Genomic DNA, 19,488 nt, shown 5'->3' on the forward strand with positions numbered 1-19,488 from the left:
AGAACAATTCTGGCACTTTAGATTATACCAGATTGCCATTACATTAGAGATAGAAAGGGAGGATTGGATATGTTAAATGACCAATTACTTATTAAAGAATTAACTTCTGAAGCAGAATGGGAAAAAGCTTTTCCTGTTATGAAACAATTGAGAACGCAATTAAATTTGGATACTTATCTTACATTAGTGTCAGAGTCTGTTCAAAAAGAAGACTACCGTTTGATTGCACTTTATAATCAGAATGAAATTGTCGCCCTTTGTGGGTTTATGCCTATGATAACCTTGTATAACGGCAAATTCATCTGGGTATGCGAATTAATTACAGACAGCAAGCATCGGTCGAAAGGATATGGAAAGGTATTATTAAACTATGTTCATGAGTGGGCTGTCGCTAATGACTATCCTATCGTGTCTTTATCCTCTGGTTTACAGCGAATCGATGCCCATCGCTTTTATGAAGAGAAAATGGAATATGATAAAGTAAGCTATGTTTATCTGAAAAAAATCTAATGGAAAGTAAAAGAGACATTTGCTGCTTAAGGAAATGTCTCTTTTATCGTTACTTGAAAAATACTCGTAAAAAACCCCCTTTTTCTTCATAACTACCTTCATTTATAACTTTTAACATCATCAGGACTTTCTAGCTTTTTTTTCCATTTTAAACATATAATGATATATTAAACTAGTAGAAGGGAGAATGATAATTATGAAAAAAATTTGGAATTTAGAAGATGACTATTATACATTAGATGCAATCACCCAAGAAGATATTGATTTTGCTGAAAAGTGCTTATTATGCAAATTACCTGAGGAATATATAAACCATTTAAAAATTAGAAATGGCGGTTCGCTAATAGACGATGCTCTACCAGTTAAATTTCAAAATTCTTGGGCAGATGATCATATTCCAGTCCCTTTTTTATACGGTATAAAAAAAGGCGAAGGTATACTTCAAACAAAAGAATTATTAAAAGAATGGGGAATTGAGGAAGACAGTTTTGTAATTATTAGTGGAGATGGTCACTATTGGATTGTTCTTGACTATAGAACTAGTAAAACGGAACCGAAAATAACATTTATTGATACTGATTTTGATTTAATAGAAGTTGTTTTTAATTCATATACCGAAATGATAGATTCTTTATATATACATGAATATGAAGATGAGGACTTTGAACAATATGAGGATGAAATTTCATTAGAAAACGCAAAAAATTTAATCCAAAGCAATGATTCTGAGGAAATAATATATGGAATATCTTTATGGGTAGGACAAATGGAGGAAATAGAGTCTTTAATTAAAATACTATTTGATTTTATTAAACTTAATAAAGATTCAGATGTTGTCTATAATTCTTTTGAAGAACTAACTAATTTAGTAGTTAATGACATGATAAGTAACAAAGATCTTGCAAAGAATACCGCTCAAAGATTATTAGCTGAAATGGAGAAACAGAATGATTCTGATCTGGATCCATTTAAGTATTTAGTAAAACAACATTTCAATTAAAAGTAATTACACCATCATTTCTATAAACAGAAAGCAAAAGTAAAAAGGCCGAATTCGACATATTGTAAATTCCGCCCTTTTACTTTTGAGTAATGACATCATTTAGAGTACAAAGTGATGAAAAAAACAATAAAAAAACTGATCATCAAACTCTTACGATTCTATCACTTTTACATAAGCACCTTTCTTCGCTTTTTGCAAAGCTGCATGATTCATCCCTTGAATTTTTTGCGAAAGGCTTGAAGCACTTATTAGTTTATTTCGGCAGAAAATTAATGGGTCAATAAGTCGAACCTTATTCTTTAAATGGATATCAAAATCCTCTTCATCTTCGATTACTTTCACACTGGGATGGAGCTTATTCCATAGCATTTGGAGCTCCACATTCTTGGCTGTACTTATTTTATGAATTAACTCCTTATCCTCCCCTAAAAAATCGGAAAATTGTATGATGCTATGAGCTAAAGCTGCTTTTAAAACTTTTGTTAACTGGTCATATCCATAAATATTTAATGGATGCATGAAAAAATCGATGACCTCTTTGTAATAGGTTTCAACAAACCATTCTGCCGAATCGACATGTTGTAAACACATTTTCCCTTCAACTATTACAACATTTTCTAAAAATCCCTCTACTTCCTTTAACGATATTTTTCCATATGTATACATATCCCGTAATGTATAGTCCACACGATCGGCACATAATTTTGGTGCAGGCTGCTCCAAAATCGTCCATTTAGAATCGTCTCCGATTATTTTCTCATAGTCATAATGATATTTTTCTAAGATTATCGGTATTTCAGAATCTTTTATCACAGAAAGAAATATTTCCTCATGATAATTCTCATTCTGTTTATCTAAGACAAAGTCAATAATATGGGAAAAGGCAGTATGAGACACATCATGCAATAAACCAGCAATTTGTTCCTCTATCGAACCTCCAAGCTTTCGGATTAAAAGCATAACCCCAATTGAATGCTCATAGCGCGTTACATTCCAGTTTTCATTTACTAAATAACTTGCTCCTCCTTGATGAATTCCTTTTAATCGCTGGATTGGCTTACTTTCTATTAATTCTATTAAAACTTTTTCTATCTCAAAATTCCCGTACAGTTTATCAGATATTAGCAAAATTATTCTCCCTTTTATTCAATGTAAAAATACAACTTTTTTTAAAAAATTACATACACTTCCAATAATTGTATAGTAAAGTATACATATAAAGTTTTATCTTGTCATGTTTTCAAAAAATGAATTTATGAAAAGCAAATCTGAAAGGAGTATGAATGTGCATCAGAAAATCAGAGAAAAACAAAGTAATAAAAGCAGCTTTTTAGGTGTGCTATCGATTCTTTTTCCTATTGTCCTTGGACTATTGATTCTTAATTTTTTTACAGACATCATTCCGTTGGAGAAAATTCAAGGGTTACCTGTTCTTATGCCGCTCTTTTTGTGTCCATTTGGAGCAGTCATCGGCTTTTTAGGGTATAAACGGAATAGAGATACCTTATCACTAGTAGGCATAATTGCCAATGTAGTATTGTTTTTGTTCCCTATTTTTTACCACATACTAGGCACGCTTATAATGGGTGTTTAATATAAATTTACGAAAACCACTTGAAGTTTAGTGGTTTTCATCTACTTTTTTGTTCAGCCTCCCCTACTAACCTTTCTTTTCATATTGAAATTTAGATAAAGGAGAGAAATAATAGTAAACTTATAAAAAGACAAAACACTTTCAAATTAAAAAAGTATAAATTTGGAACTGTCTGGTTTAATAAATTAATTGGTATAAGGATGCTTTCTAATTATTTTAACAGCTTCTCCATTTGTTTTTTCTGTACTTTAGCTAATGCTATTAAGGGAAATTGATCCCGCTTTAATTGTTCTATAATGCGGTTCGCTTCTTTCCATGCTAGGTTATACTGTTGTTTCGTGATTGAATTTTCTTTATATGCATTTTCCAGCTCCTCTTCATCCAGTAAATAAATTTCGTTAGATGGAAGCATTACAATATCTAAAAACAAATCATCCATCCAAGGAACATTTTTCTCTATTCCAATTTCCAGACAAATATCAATATACCACTGCATAATATCACCATTTGCATTAAACATAGTAGTGACAGAATGATGTTTATATAAGGGAAACTGATGAAGCCACATATAGCCATCATCAAGGATACACACAGCTTTCTGATCATACCTTTTTGTTACTGACTCCACTACCTTTATTGAATGAAAGAGCGCCAAATATCCTGTAAACTCTTCCGTCTTCATAAACGTTTGAGCATATCGCTTTTCTATTATCCGTTTCCAGTTTTTATGATTAACAAATTTTCTTTTTACCGGCATACACACCCATCCTAATCAACATGATATCTGAAACCACCCTGTCTCTTTCGGAAAATCATCTCTACTTAACGGTCTCCCTAATATTAACTGGCGATAGGAAGTAATGGTGCCGTCATGTGAAACAATATAGATTTTCTCTTTTTTTAAATGTCTACAATTTGCTAAAAATTCTTCCGCCTGTCTTGTAAATTCACTATCTATAACTGTATTAAATCCATTCTCCCATAATGACGCAGGGGGATTGTCGTCTAGTTCAAAGACAGGAAAAATATCTAGTATTTTCTCCTTTTCCATCATTAGATCACAAGGCAAGGTTTGTTTATTCGTTAAGTGAGGGAACATCCTTGGAGAAACATAAGGAGTTACTATTTTTTTACAATCCACTCCATCAGTCCATAGCATAGCTGTTTCCAATGTCCTTACTAAGGGGCTAATAAACACAATATCCTGAGTGGTTAAAGGCAAACGTTCCTTTAGCTTATTAGCTTGATCCCTCCCCTTTTTTGTGAGAGAAGGATTTCTTTTTTGTAAACTAGCAGGAAGGTTAAGTGTGTGTTCTCCCTCTCCATGTCGTATAAATATTAAGTCCATCTTATCCACTCATCCTTTTTTAAATTTCCTTTAACCAAGCAATAAGTTTCTCTACCATTTCGGGTGTAAATGCATGATTCACTTTTTCAAAAATTCCCCACTCCACATTGATTCTTCCCTTCTCCTGGCTAAGATACTTATAATAATTTTCTTGACCCTCGATTGGAATTATCGTATCACTATCTCCATGCATAAGAAGAACTGGTGATAGACTCCTCGTTGTGTTTATTGGATCGTATTTCTTTATTAGCTTCTCTTCTTCTTGAGACATCTCTTCTCTATCATCTCGTATACGAAATAATTTTTCTGTAAGGAGGAAGGAACCCGAGCCATTGATATTTGCTAAGCCACTTATGTCAGGCTCTCTCGCAAAAATACCATTTGCTATAAATCCCCCCATTGAATTGCCTATTAATATGATACTGTTTTTCTTTATTCCTACTACGCCTAAAAAATCATTGAATTCATCAATAGTATGGAAAATAGTATCCCAAAAGTACTGCTGAGTAATGTTGTAATCAAAGTAATCTTCTAAAGGAAATCTTTCATCGTGATATAGGATGTCAGGAAATAATACGCCATACCCTTCTTGAGCAACTTCTTCGGCCAACTCTATGTATCCCTTCGCTGTTCCACCCCAACCATGATATAAGATTACAATTTTGTCTTTATTTTGAATATTTTTCGTAGATTGATAAAACTTCCATTCACCGATTATTTTTCTTTCCACTGTTGTCCCTGCCTTTTTCTGCTGATACTTAAATGAATCTCTTTGCTTTCCCGTATTCTATCAGCGCCTGATAAGGATCACCTTTTAATCCTAGAACCTGACAAAAAGCTGGCTCTGTTTTATAGCCTTGTTTCTTTCGTATAAGTACTTCTTCTTTTACGGATGGATTTATCCTTAAAACGGCGTGTTCAATTATCATATGGAGATACGCATATTGCTGCTTAACCGGGATAGGCTGACCAAACAATTCAAATTCAAAGCCATCAAAAAAGAAATTCACTTTGATTACTTCCACTTCTCTAATCATTAATCTTTTTAGGCGAAAATGATTCATTTTTCCAAAATAATCGATGACAATCTGGCTAAAAATTTCAAATTCGTAGACTTCCATTATAATATCTAAGTCGGAAGACTCTATATCCACTCCAATTGGAATGGTTCCGCAAAGAATTGGCTTATAAGAATGTAAAATTTCATTTATTTTTAATTTCTTCAATGCTAAATATGCTTGCTGCTGTTTAGCACTACCTCCCTGTAAATAATCTGGCGTATCAAAGAGTATCCAGTCCAGCGTTAATAAATCTCCTTTAAAGCATGGAGTACGACTGGCTGTAGAGAAGATAAGGAAGGTTTGTCTATTATTGTCAGCGATAAACTTTTTAAGAAATTTTTGCAATTCGCTACCAAAAACCAATAATTTTCTTCCTCTAATTCATTCTTATCTTTCTCTAACTCCTTCCTCCTATTTTTTATCCAAGATTCCAACACTTCCTTCTCTAAACCGTTATCTGCCATTTGTACAATGGGAATAATCATGCGTTCTTCTTCATCATGAATATAGACACTCTCCGCCTGATAGATTTTACCCAAAATCGCCTTCACTATTTCTGGATAATTACTTTGCTTCATTTTTTTATTTTTGACAAGTTCATCGAAAGCATCTGCTGCATGTGCAATACTATGGGCCCATCCTTTTTCTCTAACATATCCCCTCACATCTTTTTCACGATTTACATAGCTAATCAACTTATCCTTCACTTCAAGGACCTTTGCCATTGATAAGAAATCATCGCGATTATCTTGATAAAGTATAAGTGCTATTAATAAAGAGGTGAAAGAACGAGTGAAAACAGAATCTGTATTCTTTTCGCCAATTCCTTTAAATAAAAATTGATCACTTATACAAATATCTAATATTTCAATTAATAGATCGTTATCTAGTTTGGATTCCAATATAAACTGACAAAATGTTTGATAAATCAAGTTATCTCTTAACTCGCTATCAGGGGAGCCAATATGTTTAAGCATGGACAGGATGACTTTCTGTTTTGTTTTTTCATCCGACACTATTTCATCCAATTTATCATTTCCTAAGAAGTACTTTAACTCTTGTTCCTTCATTGCAATTATATTTTCTATTAAATTCAAATTCTCACTCCTATCAAAAACTAGGGAAGTATAATCCATTTTCATTTCTTTACTTTATGCATGACAAACTGTGAGTTGCTTTTTTTAAACTCATTCTTGTTGTAAAAGGAAATTAAATCTTCCTCACAAAATAAACTGATAACATCAATATTAGATAATTCATCTACCATTTTAGCAATTAGCTTTATGCCAATTCCTTTCCGATTAAAGGAGCTGGAAATAACAACATCCTCTATATACGCTCTAAAAATCCCATCCGATATTGCTCTTGCAAACCCAATGAGCTTGTTCTTTTCCCATGCACCTACAGAAGGCTTGCGAGGTGATAGAACTATATAAAAATGCAGGATGGTGGAAGGAAAGAACGGAGCAGGATATAGAAAAAATGTTATCCCAAACATTTAATTGGTTTCTCTTGCGATGTTCGTATTTCTATTTTCATGTCGTCTGCCTACCTATTTTTTATTTGTCAACTTTGTCAGCCAAAACAATTTCCAAAATACAAATTCATACCAGTCAACCTGTTATGATGCTTTTTTAGCATAAGCTTTTTAAGATCAAAACTCGGTTCGCTCCCCTTCAAAATTATACCATTAAACCTCAAAATATGATTAAATTTCCAAAACCAAAAAAGCAAAGTGACCTTCGATAAAAAAGGTCACTTTTTCTAAGATAAATGCTTTCTAGCAAAATATTCTTGCACTTTTTTAGCTACGACATTAGGTTTTACATCCATAACGGTTAAATCATCTATGTCTACCCACATAGGCAAATAAGTGCCACGATCTCGATTAGAATTAGTAAACTCTTCACCTTGCCCTGATCCAATCGTTCCATGAATGATATCAGCTAGAAAAAAATACTGAGTTCCTTGCTTCTCTAATTCTACAAGGCATTCTTTTAGTTCGACAGTTACCCCTAACTCCTCGAATGCTTCCCGTTTAGCTGCTTGCTCAGGGCGTTTCATCTGCTTCAATTCCTCCGCCAGGAAAAACAAAATAAACGGAATTATCTCTTACTCTTTTAATTAAACAAAATTTGTTCCCTTGGCTAATAACAACAGAACCCCTATTTCTCAATGTATTAACTCTCCCTTATTTTTACCATTCGGATTTTCCTCGCTAGCAATAACAATTAATTTTCCAATCACAAATTTATCATTCTGTTCTTCAATAAAATTCTATCATTTCGGCAATTTTGATTAAATCTCTTACATCTTTTACACCCGAGATAGTATATTGGTATCTATCTGTTTTTAGTATTAATTTTGGCTTTTTCTCCATATCTACTAAAACAGCCTCTTGATTATTAATCGTGATCTCGTATTCTTTTTTCACCACACTATTTATTCCGTTTCCTCGCATATTATTAGGCTTTTTTTCTGAATGGATAGAAAAATATTGGCCATTCTTTAACGGATAATCAACATTAACTAGAATGGAACGCTTTTCTTTTCTCGCACTTATTTTTGGTTCACCGACAACTACAATGGAAGATAAATTTTTAGTATTTAGGTTATATGGTAATATCGCTTCCTCTGATAGATAAACAGTTGTTTTATTTTCGATTTTATTCTGCTCTTCAACTGTAAAAACTACTCTTTCATCTTGATCCGCTTCCATATCGAAAGCTGCATTTTTTGCTGCCCCTTTTTCAAATGGGAGTGATTCCATTTCCATTTGAGTGAAAAGAAAGAGAATCACTGCCGCTCCTATAATTGCCACAAAAGGGAATGGTTGAAGTGCATTTTTCGTTTTCCGATTATTCTTCATCTGCTCCTTCAGCTTTAAATGCAAAGCATCTTTTCGTTCTTTATTCCAATATATATCAGCTTCTAAGTCCCTCAATTCTGCATCTAGTTGTTCCTTATATAATTTTTCCATTTAATTCTCCCTCCTTTTTTAATTCTTTCTCCAAAGCTCTCATGGCTCGAAATAAGGTCGACTTCACTTTAGCCTCTGACCATCCTAAAATCCCTGCCGTTTCTTCAATAGAGAATTCTTTTAATTTTCTTAGAATAATGATTTCTCGATAAGTTGATTTCAAGGTACTTAACGCCTTGTAAATTTCTAATGATTGTTCTCTGATCTGCAGCATCTCTTCAGGTAATGGATTCTCATCTTTTTTAAATAAAAAAGCTTCTTTTAGCAGTATTACCGGCTTCTTTTTTCTAATCATATCGACGGTGAGATTATGAGCAATCCGATACAGCCACGTTTTTTCACTTGCATCCCTTTTAAATGTTTCCAAGTGGATAAAAGCTTTCAAAAAAGTATCGTTTGTTAAATCTTCTGCCTGCTGATAATCTTGAATCATGATGAAAATATATTTAAAAATAGCTTCTCCAAACTTTTCATACCATTCTAAGATGATTTTATCTTTCTCATTTTCCACCATTTCCCCTCCTTTATTAAAAATTCTATGTATAGACGGATAGAGTTCTAAAAAGTTTTACTTTTTTTAAATATTTTCAAAAATAAAAAGTGGATTCCTGCAAAGAGGTCCACTTTCGGTAATTCTCTGTTTATATAAATTCCTTCATTCTTTTCATCGCAGAATGAACTGTAAGCCGGTGATAAGCGACTAATTTATTCATAAAAATCACTCCATAAACACCATATGGAGTTGGCGACAGCTTTAATAATTCTTCACGTGTTTGGAGATGGTGAATTTCTGCCTTTATTTGTAATTTACTAGCTGCTTCTATTACATTATCGATGGCTATATCGATATAGGGGCATTGCGCTGTGCGGAGAATGGTTAATTGGTTGTTATGAAGTGTCAGTCGTTCTTCCCAATCATTCGGAAAATATGGATTTGCTGCTTCATTTATTTTGTAGACTAATAACTCGAATCCATAGGGAGCATCTTCTAGTTCAGTGAAATCTTTTTTTAAGAAAACTTCCTTGCTTGGCGTCCAAGAGGTTGTTGGATTTGTTACCACGATAACGCCATCCTTTTTATGATTTTTTGCATCTTGAATTACCTTTTCAATTAGCTGAGTTGCATAGCCTTTACCCGTTATATTTACCCATAGACAATGGATGACATAGTAATTTTCCCCATATACTACTCTGGAGGAATGTTCTATGGGTGTATATTCAATAAAACCGGCCAGCTTGTCATTCTCCATTAGTTGAATATATTTCAATCCTTGTCCAAATTGATCTATTAACCATGCTTTTTTTGCTTGATAGCCTGTTGACTTCTGTTTGCTTCTTAAACAATAGCAGCCATTTGCTTGTATATTTTCTGCGGTTAATTCAATCAGCTCTATTTTATTCAAAATGTTTCTCCACTCCCCATCGCAAAATGTTCACTCATTTCTGCCAAAACTTCGAATTATAGAAACTATGGAAAAAACTATAATAATAGGATATCGCCTTTCCTTACACAAACGATATCCTATTATTTTATTTCACTTTTATTTTTGTTGCTTGACTCTTATTCTTTGCCTTATCTTGTGCATATATCAATAAGTTTGTATTTTTCTTTTGTTTTTTGATTGTCATTTTAAAGGAACCTTTTGCATCAGCTGTTGTTTTTTGCACGAATTTCTTTCCATTATAAATAGTAATAGTTGCGTTCGCTTCTGCTTTTCCAGCAATAAGTGTCGTCTTCGATGTTACATTTGTCGTAATCTTTGGCTTTGCTGGAGGAGTCTTGTCGATAACTTTTATTGCTTTGGATGTACTATTCCCAGCTGCGTCTATTATCTTAATTACTAATTTGGTTCCTGCCTTTTGTTTTGAAATCTTTATTTGGAAACGACCATCTTTTTGTACTGTACTTTTTCCTAGTTCCTTTTTACCTGCCAGTACTACAACTTTTGCATTTACTTCTCCTTTTCCTGATACAGTTGTCGACTTATCTGTAACTTCCTTAATTTGAGGTTCGTTTGGAGGTGTTTTATCGATATTTTTTATGGTTATAGACTTAACCTGTTTATTTCCTCCCAAATCTACAACAGTAAAGGTATATGTTCCATTCTTTTTCACCATGTACTTTACGTTTTCATTATTCACTTTCTTCCCATCAGGTAGCTGGATATACCGAATTCCAAAATTATCCTTTGCGGTTATTTGGAGTTCTATATCTCGGTTTGTTGGTTTCTTAGTTTTTTGTGTAATAGTAATACTCGGCTTTATTGTATCTGTAACTTTTTGGCTAAACTCGCGTACAGAATCATAGAGATTCCTACTACCAGAACTTTTCGCATATACTTTAAATTGAAAAGTTCCAGTACCTGCTGGCTGCCATTCTAGCTTATTATTCCTACTATAACTTTGTATTTTTTTCCAATTATTCCCGTCTTTTATATAAAACTCATATAGAGGATTGCTTCCTCCCGTAGTTCCTCCAATAAATGTATACATCTTGGGTGCTTGTGAACTATCTTTTTCCAGAAACACCTCTGACACTGGTTCAACAATCGTTCCAAATGTTATGACAATATCACGATCCAAGCTTTTGCCTGCATAACCGCTAATAGCATTTTTATTTATCGTTAATTTATATTTTTTTCCCTTTGTTAATAATTCTGGGAGTATATGCAAATAATTATCATCAGACTCTATTTGAATAGGAATCTTCTTATCCCCCTCCATAAGAGTTATTCCATTTCTATCCTTCCATCTAATCCCCTGATTAAAAAAGAATAAAAGTTCAGAATCGATTTCCAGATTACTATTATCTTGTCTTAAACTTGCCCACACGTCATTTTTAACATCATAAAACAATGAATCCGTTAATTCAAAGGAAGACGGCTCAGTGTTTTTCATATACTCTACATAGTTATTTCCGTTCTCATCTTCATAGATAGCAATTAATCCATTTTGATAAAAGAGAGAATGAACAAAATAATCTTCTTTTAATGAATAGTAATAATCGGCAGATCCATAGCCATAAACATCTATTCCCCCAAAACTACTAGCTATATAAGTTCTTCTTCCAGAATCATCAAAGGCAATGTCATTAAAAGTTTCATATTCATTATTTTCCTCATCATAGGCCATCCTAAATTCAAAATCGAAAGTCATATCCTCTTCTTGTACAGTTGATAAACGAAATACAACCCCATTCATATTGTACATATATTGTCCGTCTGGGCTTATAACCATTTCCGAGCTTAAATGATAGTCTCCGTGATATGGGGAGTCATAATGGTCTACAATCTTGCCATTATCAATTAGATAGGCATAGGCATCTATTGGACTTATTGCTGAGTCCAATGTATAAAGACGGTGTAACTTTTCATTGTAGGAAATACTAGATTCCATGTAAATGGATGTATTATCATCGCCAGCATCTTCTGCTACTTCTTTTTTCGAATTTAAGGAATAAACCTTAATAGTTTCCCATTGATTAGAACCAGGAGTTATATAAAGGTAGCCATTCTGATCGATCGCAATATCCCATGGATCTGTGGATATTGGAAAGGTATCTAATAAAGTAAAACTTCCGGCATCCACTTCTGCAATGGCTCCTTTTAAGCCCTTTTCCGTATAATATGAATGTTTCATTAAATGCTGAGTCACATAGACTTTGTCCTTGTATACTTCCACTTTTTCTGCTGGGTATTTAAGATTTATCTTTTTTATTTCTCCCGTTAGATAATTTACTCTATGCAAAATAGGCTTACCTGTTTCTACCATATAAATATATGGGCGATTTGGATCAATCACTGCATCATCTGCTTGGAAATTAATCGATATCGCATTTGAAGCTGCCTTTATTTTGCTGTTAGAACCATAAGGAACAAATAATGATAACAGCAGTATAATAGCTATAAATAAATGCACTTTTTTTCGCAAAAAACTCTCCCCCTGTAAGTCTCTCTATAATCGTTGTTTAGTTTCATTAATTTTATACTTAATATAAAAGACAATTGAAATTCAAGCTTTCAATTATTTTTAAATCTTTTTTTGCTGATTTTAAACGACATTAATTCTCCTTTCTTCTTTTTTATCGGTAATCTTCTTCCATATTTTATCTTTTTCCCGTCCTCAACATTTTATATAAATAGTCATCTAAAAAGTTAATGCCTTAAGCATAAAATGGTGGTAAAAAATATAAACAGGAGTAGTCAAAATATCTCTACACCCGATGTGATAGATCCCCTTCTAATACAATCCTGCCCATATCACCGTTGATTTCTATAACAGTAAGACTAGTATCATGAATAAAAGGTGGTTCCCAGATTTTCTCCATTGGCAGCTCTTTAAAAATTGCTAGTAATAACTTTATCACCACGGAGTGCGTTACAAGCAGAACATTACCCGAAGCATAATTTTCTTTCACTATATTTAATGCTTGTTTAACCCTCTTTTCCACTGCAAAAAAATCTTCGCCATCGCTGGATTTGTAACGATGAGGGGCATTCCAAAAGAAAGGGCAAATGCTTCTGGATAGCTGTCTTTCAAATATTCTGCTTTCTTTCCTTCCCATTTTCCCATATTAATTTCTTTTAAATGATCATCGAAAATAATCGGAATCTGCCTATCTCCTTTTATAAGGTTTGCTGTTGCGACCGTTCTTTTACTAGGGCTTGTATAGATTGCAGCAAATTCTATCTCTTTCAATCTTTCACCTAATAATACTGCATTCTTTTTTCCTTTTTCCGTTAAGTCTGAATCACTCCATCCTTGCATTCTTTTTTCTATATTCCACTGTGTTTCTCCATGTCTTGTTATGTAAAGGGTTAGCATTTCTAGATCTCCTAATCTACCATTTCTGAACAACAAAATGGTTTTTATTCCTTTTACCGATGAAGTTTCCATAAAACCCTTTTTCAATAGTGAACATAAGGATAGGGGGCGCCCCTTCCTAGCTTGTAATCTCCCTTATTAAATAATTTCCGTTTCAGAAATATTCAGTATTTGAAATGAATAATGATATTTTACTATATTTTTAGATTCGACCATTTACCTTAGCGGTTTGCCATGAACAATATGCCAATGAAGATGTTTGGAGTCTTGATACTTGCCAAGATTGGTGATAACTCTGCATGCACCATGTTCCTTTGTCACGGTAGCAGCTACTTGCTTTACAACGCCCAAAAGCTCCAATAGTAAATGATTATCTCCTTCTTCTAATGCAATAAGAGAAGCGATGTGTTTTTTGGGAATTGCTACTATATGAACTGGATAAAAGGGTTTTGTATGATAATATGCTAACACATTTTCAGTTTCCATCACTTTTCTAACCTTTGTTTTTCCACTAAGAACTTCGTCACAATAAAAATCTTCTGACATCTTTTTTCCTCCATTTCCTTTTTAAACACTGTCTATGGTCTTTTCTCCCATGGTTCCACTACACCTACTACTTTTCTCTTCCAATTATTTTTTATGGCATCAATCACCCCAGCTGAAATCTCTTTATGTGTAAGCCATCTGGAGACGCTATTCTCCACAATAAATCCTAATTGAATCTGATGATAGCTGCAATTAGGGGGAATCGTTAGTTCCTTCTTTATTTTGGACAAATCCGAGCTGCTCCCAGTAATGTGAAACAAACGCCAATTCTGTCTGCTTTCGGAAAGTTCGTCCTTTACTATATTCAAAGCATTTTTTCCTATCGAATGAACCCATGCTACAACCAAATCAATTGGTCCATTCTGTTGTATAGACCATTCTAATTTCTCCCTAAACGCAGTGTGATTTGTATAATCAACCAGTAAGGGGGTTATTTTCGTTTTATCGTCCAGGTTATCTATTAAACTATTTATTGGGGCAGCTTTTCTGCCAACAATAGATAATCTGCAATCCTCTTGCTCAGCCAGCCATCCAGACACATCAAAAAGCATTCCTGTGCCTCCAATAATTAAGGCATGCTTCATATTTTGCTCCTCCTTATAAATAAGCCTTTAACCAATCAGTTTTCATGTCTTGCTTACTACCCAAAACGCTCCTAAAATTTCCTAATAATTCCTCTTATCTTATTACTTTAACAAACTTAACCCGTTTATTTAAAGTAAAATCAGTGATATTCTATAAATAAGTTAAAAACTATGGGGGGAAAGACTTGAAGATTTTGAATTTTGGTTCTTTAAATATTGATAAAGTATATTCGGTTCCTCACTTTGTTTCTGCTGGCGAAACTTTATCTTCTACGAATTATGAAGAATTTCCGGGCGGAAAAGGATTAAATCAATCAATTGCACTTGCTAAAGCTGGAGCACAAGTATACCACGGAGGGAATATTGGAAAAGACGGCTTATTTTTAAAAGAAGTATTAGCGGAAGCAAATGTAAATGTTGATTGGATTTGTGAGAATGGGAACACAACTGGCCACGCCATTATTCAAGTCTCTGCTAGTGGTGAAAACTGTATTCTTTTATTAGGCGGAGCAAATAAAGAAATAACGATCAATCATATTAACCAAGTTTTAGCGAATTTTTCCCAGAACGATTTACTGTTATTGCAAAATGAAATAAACGATTTAGCATACATAGTGGAAACTGCACACAAAAGAGGATTAAAGATTGCTCTTAATCCATCACCTATCGATGAGACAATTACCAACCTAGATTTTTCAAAAATTGATTACTTAATATTAAATGAAATAGAAGCAAAAGCCATTACGAATGAACATACAAATGACAAGATTTTTCAAAAGCTTTTATCCTTAAACAAGCAGCTAAAAGTCGTCTTAACATTGGGCAATGAAGGCGTAATTTATAAAGATAGTTTAGAAGAACATAGACAAGCCGCTTTTAAAGTAGATGCAGTTGATACAACCGCTGCTGGCGATACCTTTTTAGGATACTTTTTAAGTCAAGTTTCCCAGCAGGCGGAAATAAAACATGCCTTGCAAATGGCTGCAAAAGCTGCTGCAATTGCTGTAACACGGAAAGGGGCCTCCTCTTCTATTCCAAATTTGCAAGAAGTAATGACGTTCACAAAGAAATAGAAGATAAAAAAGTGAGAATTTAAGTAGTGATTCTCTCTTTTTTATGGAATCACAATCATCAAACGGAATATATATATTGCATTTAGCAATATATATTAGTTATAATGTAATATATACATTCCATCAATAAGGAGGATTGCCTTGAAGAACCATATTAAAATTGCAAGAATTCAAGCAGATTTAACCCAGCAGCAATTAGCAGATAAGATTGGCGTTACTCGTCAAACAATCAGTCTTATTGAAAAAGGAAAATACAATCCTACTTTAAAACTTTGTCTTGAGCTCTGTTATTCCCTCAACAGAACATTAGATGAATTATTTTGGGTAGACAAGGAGGAAGAAAAGTGAAAAAAATAAAAGATGAACGTCTAATTATGAAAAACTTACAAAATATTAAAGTAGCCTATATCATTCAAACGCTTGGTATTATTGGCATATTAGGCTATGACCTTATTACAAAAGGCTTAGTTGGAATGAGAGACAATCCGTTATGGTATGTATTTATTATTACTAGCATCATTTCAGCCTATCTATCAATGAATATAAGCGTCGATCATGAAAACAGCAAAAAGGACCCTAAAAAGGGACTATCTCTTTCTATTACTATTGTCACTCTGCTTTCCGTGCTTATTGGAATTCTAATAATCCTCTCTGATAGAGAGCGTATCTTAAATGGTGTTCTTATTGGCGGAATAGTATTTATATGCGGGATCATACCTGTACTTTATACTTATTATTTACGGAATAAAAAAGGAAGAGATTTGGATGATGAGGATGAAGTTTAACTCTCTTACTGACATTTATTTTAGCCTGCTGGATTAATCTACCACTTTCGCTTATAATTATTGTAGTGTAATACTAGAATCATAGCATTAATAAATGTTAGAAAAAGGTGTAATATGAATAATTTTTTTAGCAGGCTAACCCTTTTTTTATATATTATTTTTTTCCTCCTAACTGGAATAGCTTTTTATTTTATCTATAAAGATTTTACTACCACTTTTCCCTTTTATTTTATCATTGGATATATCATATTCCTATTTTGTTTTATATTTTACTTACTATGGATGGCAGTATTCACGTGGAAGAAAAACTTTAGCTGGTCTTTATTGGCAAAGAAGGTATCGCAATGTATTTGCCTGTTTCTCTTATTCAGCTTAGTTAATTATCTATTTTCTTATTTTTTTCATCCGAATCAGAAGACTTTTGCATTTTCTTTTACCTCTCTTGGCTTAGCAATAGGTCTTACGTTTCTAGATATTCCTTATTTTCAAGGTAAAAGTAAAAAATAAAGCGACAAAATTACATGATTTACTATGGCTTAAATCCCATAGTGAATCATGTATTTTTCTGCTTCCTGCGCTGCTGTTATTTTTCGAGCTAGATCAATAAGCTGCCCTGATTTTTTAGACGCAACGATATCTAAAAAAAATGGTAACGATTCAGGAGGAATAAGTGTTATTCCGTAATAGGCTAAACCTTTAGCCGGTCGTTCAGATGTTGGAAGTATGTTTTCATCATCGCTAATGGTTTTATCAGCTCTTGTATAAAATCATCATTTACAGGTATACAATCATAAATATCTGGAGTGTAATGATTATATACATACTGTTTATTGAAATTTTCAATGATTCCAAATTCGTGGGTAATAGTCAAGCTCTTCATCCTTTCAAATAAAGCCTGCCAATTTAAGTTAAATTTTAACAAAAGAAAGATGAGCATACTATATTTTTTAGGATATTCTAAAGTTTGCTGCAATGATCTGGAGCTTCCCTTTAAAAATACGTACATAGCTCCATTTTATAGGCGAAACAAATCTGCTGTTTCTCTAGATACCTCTGCAAGAATACCATCTTTATGCTTTAACAATTGTTGTAATGCTTTTTGAACAAATCCTTTTTCAAACGTTTCAATGGGCTGAGGTAATTCTTCTTGATCCAAAATATAATACATTTGATTAGGTTTAACGACAATATCAATAATTAAATCTTCATAGATAACCATATCGTTTTGAAACCAATTTTTTCTCACAATATTGAAATACGCTCCTAAATATTTTCCAGTTGCATCTCGCCAAAAGTATAAATTATATGGCTGATCCAACCAATAATAAGCAAACGTATAGGTCCCTTTCGGAATAACTAGTTTTTGTTTGCCTTTCCTCATTTCAAATGACTTTTCCACTTGATGCAAGAGAGTGATTTTCCTTTTATCCGATTGAAGAAGTTTGCATTGATATTCTTCTATGGTAGAATCATAGCGAATTTTCCGTTCGACTATATTTTCTCTATCCTTTAATTGCAAGTTTACCACTCTATCATCTCCAAATTCGATTCAACTTTACTCTTTTTTCCCTATCTTATAGGCAAAACAAACATTTATACAGATCAAATCCACAGAATATTCAGCTCAAATATTCTTATCCTGATACATTCTCACTAAATGTCTTTGTAAACATGCTAAAATAAGAATTACTAATTAATTAAAATCGAAGGAGGAGAGTAAATGTATGTAAAAGTATATGAATATCATATACCAACCGATAAAATCAAAGAATATTTCTGTATTCAAGAGAAAGCAAGCAACATCTATCGCAAGTATATCGATTCAACAACAACCTATTTACAAAGTAATGATGATCCGACAAAATGGCTGGAAATCACGACCTATCAGAGTGAACAAGACTATCATGCCAATATTGCTTTAATCAATGAACAAACGGAAATTGCTGCGTTATTTCAAGAATTCCAAGCTTTGCTTCACCCCAAAAATAGTCAAATAAAAGAAAAAAATTTCACCAAAATAACAGAAATAAAGTAATTATTAAAAAAGGATACCTTAATCGATATCCTTTTCTTCTTACTTAAAATCCTTCCAATTCATCGCATTTTCATTTAACAGTTCTTCAAAACTTTTATTTTTTTCTCTTTGTCGACGTTCTTCTCTTTTTCTTTCTTCTTCTGCTTTTTGCTTGGCCTCTTCTTGTTGTTTTAGTTCTTGCTTTTTATTTTTCAGTTGATCTGCTAACTGTTCATTTAGAAGATCCCCTAATGTAACAGGCTTATCCTCCTGTTTTGTTTTTTGTACATGTCTCCGCTGCTTTGCCATCTGAATCCCCCTCCTTCTTTGGATTTTACAGTGCAAGTTCTATTGTTTCTTCTAATTCGACTTCTACATTCCCTTTAATCGCTCTTGTAATCATGCAGCTCTCTTCCGCTTTATGGGCAAGTTTTGCTGCAAGCTTTATGTCTTTTTCAGCAGCCTCTTTTTTGAGCACAATCTTCGGGCGATGAATAATTTTTTTGTAAGTAAATACACCGTTTGTGACATCAACTACTGCTTCTGATTCTAATGTTAAGCTTTCCTTCTCAAGTCGACTTCTTTCCATCATTGCAGCAAGTGTAATAATAAAGCAAGTTGCTGCTGCTCCGAGAAGCATTTCATCTGGATTAGTACCGACACCAGGTCCTTCCATTTCTTTTGGAATCGATATTTTTGTTTTTAAATTGCCACTTTCGATTGTCCCAATATCATTTCGATATCCTGGCCAATCAGCTTTTAAATAAAAATGATGTTCTGCCATAATTCACCCTTCTTTTTACTATGCTGTATGTATAATAACATATTTTTTTACTCAAGTTATATTAGAGAATTGGATACGAAGACGATTGCTAGTATCTTCACTTCTATAAAAAAGGGGGGAAGCATGATGACTCAGAAACGCGACAAAGGCTACAGTCAAGCTGGTAAGCCTAATGCAGATACTGTCAAACAAACAATTGCCGCAGAAGAATTAGAAAAGGCCATCCATCCAACAAACAGACAAAATTCTAAACAGTAGTCCAAGCCACACCACACCTTCTACGAAGGTGTGGCTTTTCTCTCTCCCAGCTACCTTTATCTGTAACCATTTATTTCATTTTGCATAAAATTTTTTATCATAACAGCCATCTGTATAAGTCTAA

General features: G+C 33.3%; 27 protein-coding genes and 1 pseudogene. 8 read left to right on the forward strand and 20 right to left on the reverse strand.

Features of this window, described 5'->3' with window-relative positions; genetic code table 11:
• Positions 1-69: 69 nt before the first annotated feature.
• The gene (locus tag BCI01S_RS09365) at positions 70-510 is read left to right on the forward strand and encodes a GNAT family N-acetyltransferase (RefSeq protein WP_047940297.1); all 441 of its coding nucleotides are present in this window, start codon (positions 70-72) and stop codon (positions 508-510) included.
• Between the two features lie 196 nt (positions 511-706).
• Positions 707-1,510 carry an SMI1/KNR4 family protein gene (locus tag BCI01S_RS09370; RefSeq protein WP_053215559.1) on the forward strand — a complete coding sequence of 268 codons (804 nt, stop codon included), beginning with the start codon at positions 707-709 and terminating at the stop codon, positions 1,508-1,510.
• A 153-nt stretch (positions 1,511-1,663) separates the two neighbouring features.
• Here BCI01S_RS09370 and BCI01S_RS09375 read toward each other — a convergent pair whose 3' ends face one another.
• Positions 1,664-2,641: an HD domain-containing protein gene (locus BCI01S_RS09375; protein WP_061798380.1), complete on the reverse strand. Its 978-nt coding sequence runs from the start codon at positions 2,639-2,641 to the stop codon at positions 1,664-1,666.
• A 157-nt stretch (positions 2,642-2,798) separates the two neighbouring features.
• On the opposite strand from BCI01S_RS09375, the gene BCI01S_RS09380 reads away from it, so the two are divergent.
• The gene (locus BCI01S_RS09380) at positions 2,799-3,107 is read left to right on the forward strand and encodes a YnaG family membrane protein (protein WP_235844473.1); all 309 of its coding nucleotides are present in this window, start codon (positions 2,799-2,801) and stop codon (positions 3,105-3,107) included.
• A gap of 211 nt (positions 3,108-3,318) precedes the next feature.
• Here BCI01S_RS09380 and BCI01S_RS09385 read toward each other — a convergent pair whose 3' ends face one another.
• The 15 genes and pseudogenes from BCI01S_RS09385 to BCI01S_RS09450 all read right to left on the reverse strand — a co-directional run bounded on the left by BCI01S_RS09385 (position 3,319) and on the right by BCI01S_RS09450 (position 14,450).
• Complete coding sequence (locus BCI01S_RS09385; protein WP_061798386.1) at positions 3,319-3,864, reverse strand: ribonuclease FAU-1 family protein; 546 nt, start codon at positions 3,862-3,864, stop codon at positions 3,319-3,321.
• A 15-nt stretch (positions 3,865-3,879) separates the two neighbouring features.
• Entirely contained in the window at positions 3,880-4,455 is a 576-nt protein-coding gene (locus BCI01S_RS09390; RefSeq protein ID WP_061798388.1) for a histidine phosphatase family protein, read from the reverse strand.
• A 19-nt stretch (positions 4,456-4,474) separates the two neighbouring features.
• Positions 4,475-5,185, reverse strand: coding sequence for an alpha/beta hydrolase family protein (locus BCI01S_RS09395; RefSeq protein WP_235844474.1), 711 nt, complete (start codon positions 5,183-5,185; stop codon positions 4,475-4,477).
• Between the two features lie 28 nt (positions 5,186-5,213).
• Complete coding sequence (locus BCI01S_RS09400; RefSeq protein WP_061798637.1) at positions 5,214-5,756, reverse strand: DUF4269 domain-containing protein; 543 nt, start codon at positions 5,754-5,756, stop codon at positions 5,214-5,216.
• 2 nt (positions 5,757-5,758) lie between these two features.
• Entirely contained in the window at positions 5,759-6,613 is an 855-nt protein-coding gene (locus tag BCI01S_RS09405) for a DUF2785 domain-containing protein (protein WP_061798393.1), read from the reverse strand.
• Positions 6,614-6,654: 41 nt separating this feature from the next.
• Positions 6,655-7,014 carry a GNAT family N-acetyltransferase gene (locus BCI01S_RS09410; RefSeq protein ID WP_053215599.1) on the reverse strand — a complete coding sequence of 120 codons (360 nt, stop codon included), beginning with the start codon at positions 7,012-7,014 and terminating at the stop codon, positions 6,655-6,657.
• A gap of 266 nt (positions 7,015-7,280) precedes the next feature.
• Positions 7,281-7,692: pseudogene (locus BCI01S_RS09415) on the reverse strand (NUDIX hydrolase).
• Positions 7,693-7,782: 90 nt separating this feature from the next.
• The gene (locus tag BCI01S_RS09420; RefSeq protein WP_047941061.1) at positions 7,783-8,496 is read right to left on the reverse strand and encodes a DUF4367 domain-containing protein; all 714 of its coding nucleotides are present in this window, start codon (positions 8,494-8,496) and stop codon (positions 7,783-7,785) included.
• Positions 8,480-9,010: an RNA polymerase sigma factor gene (locus tag BCI01S_RS09425; RefSeq protein WP_047941062.1), complete on the reverse strand. Its 531-nt coding sequence runs from the start codon at positions 9,008-9,010 to the stop codon at positions 8,480-8,482. Before BCI01S_RS09425 ends, BCI01S_RS09420 begins: the two co-directional genes overlap by 17 nt.
• A 127-nt stretch (positions 9,011-9,137) precedes the next feature.
• On the reverse strand, positions 9,138-9,899 hold the full coding sequence (locus BCI01S_RS09430) for a GNAT family N-acetyltransferase (protein WP_047941063.1): 762 nt from the start codon (positions 9,897-9,899) through the stop codon (positions 9,138-9,140).
• A 127-nt stretch (positions 9,900-10,026) separates the two neighbouring features.
• Positions 10,027-12,426 carry an Ig-like domain-containing protein gene (locus BCI01S_RS09435; protein ID WP_053215600.1) on the reverse strand — a complete coding sequence of 800 codons (2,400 nt, stop codon included), beginning with the start codon at positions 12,424-12,426 and terminating at the stop codon, positions 10,027-10,029.
• Between the two features lie 283 nt (positions 12,427-12,709).
• Positions 12,710-12,946 carry a histidine phosphatase family protein gene (locus tag BCI01S_RS25915; protein WP_235844475.1) on the reverse strand — a complete coding sequence of 79 codons (237 nt, stop codon included), beginning with the start codon at positions 12,944-12,946 and terminating at the stop codon, positions 12,710-12,712.
• Positions 12,919-13,320, reverse strand: a complete 402-nt coding sequence (locus tag BCI01S_RS09440; protein WP_235844476.1) for a histidine phosphatase family protein — start codon at positions 13,318-13,320, stop codon at positions 12,919-12,921. Before BCI01S_RS09440 ends, BCI01S_RS25915 begins: the two co-directional genes overlap by 28 nt.
• Positions 13,321-13,536: 216 nt before the next feature.
• Positions 13,537-13,866: an HIT domain-containing protein gene (locus tag BCI01S_RS09445; RefSeq protein ID WP_047941064.1), complete on the reverse strand. Its 330-nt coding sequence runs from the start codon at positions 13,864-13,866 to the stop codon at positions 13,537-13,539.
• A 32-nt stretch (positions 13,867-13,898) separates the two neighbouring features.
• A complete protein-coding gene (locus BCI01S_RS09450; protein WP_047941065.1) occupies positions 13,899-14,450 on the reverse strand; it encodes a short-chain dehydrogenase in 552 nt (183 codons plus the stop codon).
• A 185-nt stretch (positions 14,451-14,635) separates the two neighbouring features.
• On the opposite strand from BCI01S_RS09450, the gene BCI01S_RS09455 reads away from it, so the two are divergent.
• From BCI01S_RS09455 to BCI01S_RS09465, 3 genes are all read left to right on the forward strand, one after another.
• Positions 14,636-15,523 (forward strand): ribokinase, encoded by an 888-nt coding sequence (locus BCI01S_RS09455; RefSeq protein ID WP_047941066.1) that lies wholly within the window; start codon positions 14,636-14,638, stop codon positions 15,521-15,523.
• A gap of 141 nt (positions 15,524-15,664) precedes the next feature.
• Complete coding sequence (locus BCI01S_RS09460) at positions 15,665-15,871, forward strand: helix-turn-helix transcriptional regulator (protein WP_047941067.1); 207 nt, start codon at positions 15,665-15,667, stop codon at positions 15,869-15,871.
• The gene (locus BCI01S_RS09465; protein WP_047941068.1) at positions 15,868-16,308 is read left to right on the forward strand and encodes a hypothetical protein; all 441 of its coding nucleotides are present in this window, start codon (positions 15,868-15,870) and stop codon (positions 16,306-16,308) included. The genes BCI01S_RS09460 and BCI01S_RS09465 overlap by 4 nt, the downstream gene beginning before the upstream one ends.
• A 688-nt stretch (positions 16,309-16,996) precedes the next feature.
• On the opposite strand, the gene BCI01S_RS26440 is transcribed toward BCI01S_RS09465, so the two are convergent.
• Both BCI01S_RS26440 and BCI01S_RS09480 read right to left on the reverse strand, forming a co-directional pair.
• The gene (locus tag BCI01S_RS26440) at positions 16,997-17,179 is read right to left on the reverse strand and encodes a hypothetical protein (protein WP_369988174.1); all 183 of its coding nucleotides are present in this window, start codon (positions 17,177-17,179) and stop codon (positions 16,997-16,999) included.
• Between the two features lie 144 nt (positions 17,180-17,323).
• Positions 17,324-17,836, reverse strand: coding sequence for a ribonuclease FAU-1 family protein (locus BCI01S_RS09480; RefSeq protein WP_061798397.1), 513 nt, complete (start codon positions 17,834-17,836; stop codon positions 17,324-17,326).
• A gap of 192 nt (positions 17,837-18,028) precedes the next feature.
• Between BCI01S_RS09480 and BCI01S_RS09485 the strand changes: the two genes are divergently transcribed.
• Complete coding sequence (locus BCI01S_RS09485; RefSeq protein WP_047941070.1) at positions 18,029-18,343, forward strand: hypothetical protein; 315 nt, start codon at positions 18,029-18,031, stop codon at positions 18,341-18,343.
• 39 nt (positions 18,344-18,382) lie between these two features.
• Here BCI01S_RS09485 and BCI01S_RS09490 read toward each other — a convergent pair whose 3' ends face one another.
• Together BCI01S_RS09490 and BCI01S_RS09495 are read right to left on the reverse strand one after the other, a co-directional pair.
• Positions 18,383-18,631, reverse strand: a complete 249-nt coding sequence (locus BCI01S_RS09490) for a YqkE family protein (protein ID WP_047941071.1) — start codon at positions 18,629-18,631, stop codon at positions 18,383-18,385.
• Between the two features lie 25 nt (positions 18,632-18,656).
• A complete protein-coding gene (locus BCI01S_RS09495) occupies positions 18,657-19,106 on the reverse strand; it encodes an OsmC family protein (protein ID WP_061798399.1) in 450 nt (149 codons plus the stop codon).
• 123 nt (positions 19,107-19,229) lie between these two features.
• Between BCI01S_RS09495 and BCI01S_RS26190 the strand changes: the two genes are divergently transcribed.
• Positions 19,230-19,364: a hypothetical protein gene (locus BCI01S_RS26190; RefSeq protein WP_268874817.1), complete on the forward strand. Its 135-nt coding sequence runs from the start codon at positions 19,230-19,232 to the stop codon at positions 19,362-19,364.
• Positions 19,365-19,488 lie beyond the last annotated feature (124 nt).

This window comes from Niallia circulans NBRC 13626 (genome assembly GCF_001591585.1).
Classification (GTDB): domain Bacteria; phylum Bacillota; class Bacilli; order Bacillales; family Cytobacillaceae; genus Niallia; species Niallia circulans.

Bases quoted from the DNA above. Each gene is read 5' to 3' on its own strand.
- BCI01S_RS09365 (WP_047940297.1), top strand. From the start codon at position 70: ATGTTAAATGACCAATTACTTATTAAAGAATTAACTTCTGAAGCAGAA.
- BCI01S_RS09370 (WP_053215559.1), top strand. From the start codon at position 707: ATGAAAAAAATTTGGAATTTAGAAGATGACTATTATACATTAGATGCA.
- BCI01S_RS09385 (WP_061798386.1), bottom strand. From the start codon at position 3,864: ATGCCGGTAAAAAGAAAATTTGTTAATCATAAAAACTGGAAACGGATA.
- BCI01S_RS09390 (WP_061798388.1), bottom strand. From the start codon at position 4,455: ATGGACTTAATATTTATACGACATGGAGAGGGAGAACACACACTTAAC.
- BCI01S_RS09410 (WP_053215599.1), bottom strand. From the start codon at position 7,014: ATGTTTGGGATAACATTTTTTCTATATCCTGCTCCGTTCTTTCCTTCC.
- BCI01S_RS09420 (WP_047941061.1), bottom strand. From the start codon at position 8,496: ATGGAAAAATTATATAAGGAACAACTAGATGCAGAATTGAGGGACTTA.
- BCI01S_RS09425 (WP_047941062.1), bottom strand. From the start codon at position 9,010: ATGGTGGAAAATGAGAAAGATAAAATCATCTTAGAATGGTATGAAAAG.
- BCI01S_RS09440 (WP_235844476.1), bottom strand. From the start codon at position 13,320: ATGCTAACCCTTTACATAACAAGACATGGAGAAACACAGTGGAATATA.
- BCI01S_RS09445 (WP_047941064.1), bottom strand. From the start codon at position 13,866: ATGTCAGAAGATTTTTATTGTGACGAAGTTCTTAGTGGAAAAACAAAG.
- BCI01S_RS09450 (WP_047941065.1), bottom strand. From the start codon at position 14,450: ATGAAGCATGCCTTAATTATTGGAGGCACAGGAATGCTTTTTGATGTG.
- BCI01S_RS09485 (WP_047941070.1), top strand. From the start codon at position 18,029: ATGTATGTAAAAGTATATGAATATCATATACCAACCGATAAAATCAAA.
- BCI01S_RS09490 (WP_047941071.1), bottom strand. From the start codon at position 18,631: ATGGCAAAGCAGCGGAGACATGTACAAAAAACAAAACAGGAGGATAAG.
- BCI01S_RS09495 (WP_061798399.1), bottom strand. From the start codon at position 19,106: ATGGCAGAACATCATTTTTATTTAAAAGCTGATTGGCCAGGATATCGA.
- BCI01S_RS26190 (WP_268874817.1), top strand. From the start codon at position 19,230: ATGATGACTCAGAAACGCGACAAAGGCTACAGTCAAGCTGGTAAGCCT.